Origin of the sequence: Streptomyces hydrogenans (assembly GCF_014656075.1) — a bacterium.
Lineage (GTDB): Bacteria > Actinomycetota > Actinomycetes > Streptomycetales > Streptomycetaceae > Streptomyces > Streptomyces hydrogenans.
Map to the genome: position 1 here is coordinate 1 of NZ_BNBS01000211.1, position 7093 is coordinate 7093.

At 75.1% G+C, this 7093-nt stretch carries 7 protein-coding genes; 5 read left to right on the forward strand and 2 right to left on the reverse strand.

Annotation, left to right across the window (positions count from 1 at the left end; all coding sequences use genetic code 11):
* The coding region (locus tag IE321_RS39895; protein WP_373316666.1) for a sensor histidine kinase at nt 1–469 on the forward strand (469 nt) is incomplete at its 5' end.
* Nucleotides 470–472: 3 nt separating this feature from the next.
* Here the strand turns inward: IE321_RS39895 and IE321_RS39900 are convergent.
* Together IE321_RS39900 and IE321_RS39905 are read right to left on the reverse strand one after the other, a co-directional pair.
* Nucleotides 473–955, reverse strand: coding sequence for an SUKH-3 domain-containing protein (locus IE321_RS39900; RefSeq protein WP_043227348.1), 483 nt, complete (start codon nt 953–955; stop codon nt 473–475).
* A gap of 8 nt (nt 956–963) precedes the next feature.
* A complete protein-coding gene (locus IE321_RS39905; RefSeq protein ID WP_043227349.1) occupies nt 964–1467 on the reverse strand; it encodes a YwqJ-related putative deaminase in 504 nt (167 codons plus the stop codon).
* Between the two features lie 308 nt (nt 1468–1775).
* Between IE321_RS39905 and IE321_RS39910 the strand changes: the two genes are divergently transcribed.
* From IE321_RS39910 to IE321_RS39925, 4 genes are all read left to right on the forward strand, one after another.
* The gene (locus IE321_RS39910) at nt 1776–2774 is read left to right on the forward strand and encodes an SMI1/KNR4 family protein (protein ID WP_190226546.1); all 999 of its coding nucleotides are present in this window, start codon (nt 1776–1778) and stop codon (nt 2772–2774) included.
* 7 nt (nt 2775–2781) lie between these two features.
* On the forward strand, nt 2782–5283 hold the full coding sequence (locus IE321_RS39915) for an SUKH-4 family immunity protein (RefSeq protein ID WP_190226547.1): 2502 nt from the start codon (nt 2782–2784) through the stop codon (nt 5281–5283).
* A gap of 139 nt (nt 5284–5422) precedes the next feature.
* A complete protein-coding gene (locus IE321_RS39920; protein ID WP_190226548.1) occupies nt 5423–6496 on the forward strand; it encodes a cellulose-binding protein in 1074 nt (357 codons plus the stop codon).
* Nucleotides 6497–6505: 9 nt separating this feature from the next.
* The gene (locus tag IE321_RS39925; RefSeq protein ID WP_043227352.1) at nt 6506–6883 is read left to right on the forward strand and encodes a VOC family protein; all 378 of its coding nucleotides are present in this window, start codon (nt 6506–6508) and stop codon (nt 6881–6883) included.
* Nucleotides 6884–7093 lie beyond the last annotated feature (210 nt).

Here is a 7093-nt window from a genome sequence, read left to right on the forward strand (position 1 = left end):
GCCGGCGGCGGTGCCGCTGGCGGCGGTGGGGCGGGCGGCGGCCTCGGCGGCCCGGGCGGCGGCCTCGGCGGAGGGGCCGGGGCTGGGTGCCGTGGAGGATCTGTGTCAGCAGTCGCGGTTGGCGGGGGCCGTGGTGGAGCTGGTGGAGCTGGGGGAGTCGGGGGCGTATCCGCCGGAGGTGGAGCGGACGGCGTACCGGGTGGTGCAGGAGGCGTTGACGAACGTGCACAAGCATGCGCCGGGTGCCGAGGTGGTGGTGCGGTTGGCGCATCGGGGTGCCGAGGTGGCGATGCAGGTGGAGAACGGTCCGTCGGACGCGGGGGCGGCGGACGCGGGTCTGCCGAGTGGGGGGAACGGTCTGGTGGGGATGAAGGAGCGGGTCGCGCGGTTGGGCGGGGCGTTCGTGTCGGGGCCGACGGAGGCCGGTGGTTTCAAGGTGTCGGCGGTGATTCCCGTGCGGGAGGTGTGAGGGTCAGCCGGTGGTGAGTCGGCTGGGGCGGGTGCCGGTGACGAGGGTGGCGAGGGCGGTGTCGATGTCGCGGCCGAGGTACCAGTCGCCGGCGTGGTCGAGGCTGTAGACGCGGCCTTCGGCGTCCATGGCGAGGACGGCCTGGTGGTCGCCCTCCTCGCCGAGGGGGGCGAGCTCGGTGCCGAGGGCGCGGCCGAGGTCGGCGAGGGTGCGGGCGAGGTGGAGGCCGGCGAGGGGGTCGAAGCTGAGGGTGGCGGGCGCTATCTGGCGTCCGTGGCCGGGGGCGGTGAGCTGGAGTCCGCCGAATTCGGCCCAGGCTTCGACGACGGCGGGGAAGACGCTGTGGCGGTGGCCGGCGGGGGAGACGTGGGCGCGCAGGGTGTCGGCCCATTCCTCGGCGAGTTTGATGTCCCAGCGTCCGGGTTGCCAGCCGGCGTCGCGGAGGGCCGCGTCGACGTTGACGGGGAAGCGGGTGGTGTCGGACATGGGTCGGGTCAGCCGTTCTCGGTGGGGGTGACGGTGCGGACGCCGAAGTGGTCGAGGAGGGCGGCGCAGGAGCGGCAGGGTGCGGCGTAGCTGCCGTGCAGGGGGTCGCCGTCCTCGCGGATGCGCCGTGCGGTGAGTTTGGCGTGTTTGAGGCTGCGGCGGGCTTCGCCGGGGGTGAGGGGCTTGCGCTGGGCGCGCTTGGAGCGGCTGTTCTCGGTGGCGGTGAGGTGTCGGGAGAGCAGGATGGCCTCGGGACATCGTCCGGTGAAGCGTTCGCGCTGGCCGCTGGTGAGCGTGTCGAGGAAGTCCTGCACGAGGGCGTGGAGGACGGGTGGTGTCTCGCCGCGGCCCGCCGTGCAGGTGAGGGTCTCGCCGCGTACGGAGAGGGCGGCTCCGACGGCGGGCAGGATGCCGTCGCGGCGGTGGAGCAGCAAGGGGGCGCGACCGTGGTCCGTGTCGCTGCTCCAGTTGAGGCGTGGGTCACCCTGCGTGGGCGTCGTGCTGGCGTACATGGTGCTCGTCTTCCCCTCCTGCAATCCCCCGAGTTGCGGTGCACAGCCTGCCAAATAGGGAGCCATATGGGGAAGCTGGGTGGGGGTTTCGGCTCGCCGGTGTGTCGGAGCCGTGGTCGGCCTGTCATGGGTTCGTGACCGTTGGTGACGGTGGGTGTGCGGGTCGGGCCGGTGGGGGTGCGGGCCGGTTCGTGGTCTTGTGGCAGCGCATAGGCTGTGCGGGATCGGTCGGGCGTGCTGTGCGCAGCGGTGTCCGGCAGCAGGAGCAAGCAGTAGCAGCCAGTGACGCCATGCAGGGGGCAACCGCCATGACGACAGGTCGGCTCGGGCAGTCCACCGCGCCACCGAACGCGGCCTATGCCGGGCAGGTCGTGCGTTTCCCGGATCCGGTGCGCGCTTCCCGGCATCCGCGAGGGGTGCGGGTGGACGAGCGGGGGTTCCCGGACTTCTCGCCGTACGCGCGGGCGGCGGCGGAGATTGCCGAGCCGCCGGAGGGTTTCGGCGTCGACGAGCTGCGGCTGACGGACTACGTGTCGGCGAACGCGGCGATGGCGGCGACGGGTCACGAGTTGTGGGACACGATTCCGGCGGTGGCGACGCCGCACGGGTGGACGTGGCACCACGTGGCGGGTTCGCGTCGGCTGGAGCTGGTGCCGGTCGAGGTGAAGGCGTTGCTGCGGCACCACGGGGGTGTGGCGACGGCGGCGGTGGACCACGCGAAGCGGGGTACGCGGCCGTTGCAGGAGACGCGTCCGGTGCACTTCGGGCTGCCGAAGAGCGGGATGTCGGTGTCGGAGCAGCAGTTGCAGGGTGTCGAGGAGGATCTCGGGTACCGGCTGCCGGGGGCGTACCGCTCCTTCCTGAAGGTGGCGGGCGGGTGTGCGCCGGTGGGTGCGGCGCTCGACGCGGAGCTGGGGCTGTTGGTGGACCAGCCGTTCTTCACGGTGCGCGAGGAGGCGGGGGTCAATGACCTCGTCTACGTCAACAAGTGTCTGCGGGACCATCTGACGAAGGACTACCTGGGGGTGGCCTTCGTACAGGGCGGTCTGGTGGCGGTGAAGGTGCGGGGTGCCGGGGTCGGTTCGGTGTGGTTCTGCGCGTACGACGACGTGCGGGACTCCGGCGAGGAGGCCGCGGGCTGGTCGGTGAACGAGCGGGTGGAGCGGTTGCTGCTGCCCTGTGGTGAGGATTTCGACGCGTTCCTGCTGCGGCTGGCCGGTAATCCGCCGGAGTTGGAGACGGTCGCGAATCTGATGGTGGACGGCGGCTTCGCGCGCGCCGTGCCCGTGGCCCCGGTGGGAGGGTGAGCCGGCTGTGGTGACGTTCGCGCAGGCGCAGGAGCGCGCCGAGGAGTGGATCAACGGTGATCTGCCGCCGTACCAGCACCAGGAGGTGCGGGTGCGGGAGTTCGCGCTGGGTTTCGTGGCGTGGGCGGAGGGCCGCGAGGGCGGTCCGACGGCGGACTCGGGGCGGCAGCGGCTGGTGGTCGCGCGGGATTCGGGTGAGGCCACGTTGTGGCCGGGGCTGCCGGTGGGCGAGGTGATCCGGCGGTACGAGGAGGAGTACGGGGTCGCCGAGGCGCCGGTGGAGTCGGCTCCGCCCGTGCCGCCGGCGCGGATCGATCTGAACCAGACGTCGTTCCTGTTGAGTCCGCCGGAGTGGTTGCAGGACGCGGCGGACAAGATCGGTCTGCCGCAGCGGCCGAACGCCTCGCAGGAGGAGCGCGGGGACGCGGAGCGGGAGGCGGACGCGGACACGGGCGCGGCGCCGGTGTCGGGTGCGGGGCCGGTGGCGGGGTCGGGTGCGGCGTCGGTGTCGTCCGCGGGGGCGGATTCCTCGGACGGTTCGGAGACGCCCGCGGCGGCGATTCCGCTGGCCGCTCTGGACGCTTCGGTGTCGGCTTCGGTGTCGTCGGGCGGGTCGGACGACGCGTACGAGCCGACGGCGATGGACGGGGTCCCGGCCGGGCCGGCGGCTCCGGCGGCTCCGGCGAGCCCGTGGGCGGACGCGAACGCGAGTTCCGGTGGGGTGGAGGGCGTGCCGCTGCCGGCGACGGTGTTCGCGCCGCCGTTGTCGGGGGCCGACGACGAGGACGCGCCGCCGCCGGTGGTGGGCGCGGACGCGCCGACGGCGCTGATGCAGGGCGGGAGCGCGCTGCCGAAGACGGCGGTGGCGCCGCGTCTGGACCCGTCGGCCGCTCCGGCTCCGGTTCCGGCGGCGGGTGCGGCTCCCGCGCCGGTGGCGCCGCCGGGTGCGACGCCGCCTCCGGTCGCTCCGCCGGGTCTTCCGGGTGCGGGGGACATCGCGGACGCGGCGACGAGCAAGGCGACGCTGCCGCCGAAGAAGGCGGCCCATGGTCCGGTCGCGCCGCCGTCTCCGCCGGGGGTGCCCGGGGCGGGGTCGGGCGGGCCGGCTCCGGCGCCCGCGTACGTGCCGACGCAGTTGATGGCGCAGACGCCGCCGCCCGCGCCGGGTCCTGTGCCGCCTCCCGGTCCGGCGCCCGCGCCGGGGCAGCCGGGGACGCCTCCGCCGCCCGCGCCGCCGGGTCCGGTGACGCCTCCGCAGCCGGTGCACCACGCGGCGACGATGCTGGCGCACCCGGGGCCGGGCGGTCCCGGTGCGGCGCCGCCGCCACCGCCTCGGCCGCCGGGTGCTCCCGGTGGTGCGGGGACGCCGGCGCACGGCATCGAGCACGCGCCGACGATGCTGGCGCAGCCGGGTCCGGGTGGTCCGGGCGCCGGTCCGGGTGCTCCGCCGCCTCCGCCGGGGCCCGCTCCGGCGGCTCCGCGGGTGCCCGGCCCGGCTCCGGCTTCGGGCTACGGGTATCCGCAGCAGCCGGCCGGGGTGCCGACGGTCGGTCCCGGGTACCAGGCGGTGCTGCGGTACCGGGCGCCGGACGGTTCGGAGCAGCAGGTCATCCGGCGTTCGGCGCCGGGCACTCCGCATCCGGAGTGGCAGATCCTGCACGAGCTGCGTGGGCTCGGTGTGCCGCCGCAGCAGGTGCTGGAACTCCACACGGAGCTGGCGTCCTGTGAGCTGCCCGGTGGTTACTGCGCGCGGATGATCCGTGAGACGTGGCCGCAGGCGCGGATCACCAGCATCGCCCCGTACGGTCGTGATCACGCGGGCCGTCAGCAGGGCATGCGGCAACTGCTGACGCACCAGGGTGAGTTGCACCAGGTGGCGGACGGTCCGGCGCGGCCCGCCCCGGTCCGGGCGCCGCTGCCGCAGGTGCAGCCGGCGCCGCCGGTGCCGCCGGAGGGTGTGGCGCAGGAGCTGGCGGGGGCGTTCGGTCCGGGCATCCTGCGTTTCGACCAGCGGGCGGTGTCGCGGCAGGGCGTGCCGGAGGCGGTGGCGGTCACGCTGATGTGGGCGGGGCTTCCGGCTGACTTCGGGCCGTTCTTCTGGGCGCAGCCGGCGATGCCGGTGGTGCCGACGCTGGCGGAGCTGGCGCAGCAGCGTCAGGTGCCTGCGGCGGCGGACGCGAGTTCGTATCTGGTGCTCGGTTCGGACTTCGGGCGGGCGATCTGCGTCCAGTACGGGACCGCGCACATCGTGGCGGTGCCGGTGGAGGCCGGTCCGGGCGGGGCGTCGGTGCCGCCGCAGTTCGTGAACACGGGGCTGCCGGAGTTCGCGCGGTCGATGGCGTTGCTGGGCCGGATGTGGCGGCTGCGGTTCGGGCTGACGCCGGAGCAGGCGGGCCGGTGGACGGTGGACTTCCAGGCGCAGCTGGCGATGCTGGACCCGGCGGCGCTGTCGTCGCCGGAGAACTGGTGGTCGGTGCTGCTGGAGCAGATGTGGGACGGCCTGCTCTGACGCGTTCCCGTCCGGGGATCTGACGCCGTGTGAGAGCGGAATGTGACGAAGGGCGCTCGATGTGTGATCACATCGGGCGCCTTTTGTCCGTTCTTATGGCGCATCCTGGAGGGCGAGGCCATAGGGAAGGGGCGTCAGGATGAGTTTCGCCGTCGGACGGGGTCGGGGGTACCGCCCGGAGCAGGTCGACCCCTATCTCGCCGCGCTGTCCAAGGGCCGCGACGAGGCGTGGGAGCGGGCCGCGCGGCTCACCGCCCTCGCCGAGGAGATGGAGGCCGGACTGGCCGGCCTGAGGGAGACCGTCGCGGCGCTGAAGCCGCAGCGGTACGAGTCCCTGGGCGAGGCCGCCGAGCAGATCCTGAAGCTGGCGGAGCAGGAGGACGAGCGGCTCGTCCGCGCCGCGGAGGCCGAGGCCCAGGCGGTCGCCGAGGCGGCCGACGCGGCGGCGAAGGAGGCCCGGGCGGCCGCCGACGCCTACGCCGAAGGGGTACGGGCCGCGGCCGAGGCCAAGGCCCGCGCCACCCTGGAGACCGCGCGCGAGCGGGCCGAGGAGCTCGACACCATCGCCCGCAGGGACGCCGAGGGCGCCCGGACGGCGGCGACGGAGACGTACGAGGAGACCGGGCACCGCGCGGCCGAACTCCGGGCCCGGCAGGCCGAGGAACACCGCACCCGGAGCGCCGACGCCGACCGCGCCGAGGCGGCCGCCGTCGCCGCCCAGGACACCCGCGACGCCGAGCGGGTCGCGGAGGCCGAGGCCCGCCTGGAGGAGGCCAGGCGGGCCCTCGCCCGCACCGAGGAGGAGGCCAGGCACGGCCAGGAGGACGCCGACGCCGAGGCCGAGGAGATCCTGGCCGAGGCCCGCATGAAGGCCGAGCGGACGGAGCGCGGGACGGAGCGGGTGCTGCGCGAGCACGAGGAGGCGCGCGACGAGATCCACTCCCACATGGAGCACATCCGCAACTCCCTGGCCGCCCTGACGGGCCGCCCGGTGGCGACGTCCCCGGAGGCCGGCGAGGGGGCGGAGCCCGGCAGGGGGACCGACGCCGGCGAGGAGAACGACGCCGGTGAGAGGGCCGCTGCCGGTGCGAGGGCGGACTCCGGCGAGAGGGCGGAACTGGGCGGGGAAGCGGGCCCGGACGCCGATCCGGACGTCGAGCCCGACGCCGGGGCCCCCGAAAACCCCGGGGCGGACGGGGACGCCCGCCCGTAGTCTCCGCGCATGCGGATGAATCTGACGGCGGTGAACCTCGACTGCGCCGACCCCCTGGCCCTCGCCGGTTTCTACGCGGAGGCCACGGGGCTGCCCCTGCACGAGCGCTCCGGTGCCGACTTCGCCGGTCTGGTCGACGGGAACGGCCTGGTCCTGGGCTTCCAGCGGGTGGCGGACCACCGCCCGCCGACCTGGCCGTCGGGCGGGGTCCCGGCCCAGCTCCACCTGGACTTCGACGTGGACGACCTCGACGAGGCGGTCGCCGCGCTGACCGCCCTCGGCGCCACCCTCCCCCCGGCCCAGCCCGAGCCCACCCGCTGGCGCGTCCTCCTGGACCCGGCGGGGCACCCCTTCTGCGTCTCGCCCCGGAAGCGGGCCGGCGCCTGAACCGCTGCCCCGCCTCGGGCGGGTGTCCGGCGGTCCGCTAGCCTCCCCCTTCCCAGGGGAGGGAAAACGATCATGCACAGCACGTACGCGCGCCCACGCGCCCGCCGTCTCGCGGCCGCCGCCGTCACCGTCGCACTCGCCGCCACCGGCGGCACGCTCTCGGCGCTCCCGGCGGCGGCCGCACGGGTCGCCGCGGCCGCCGCGCAGGAC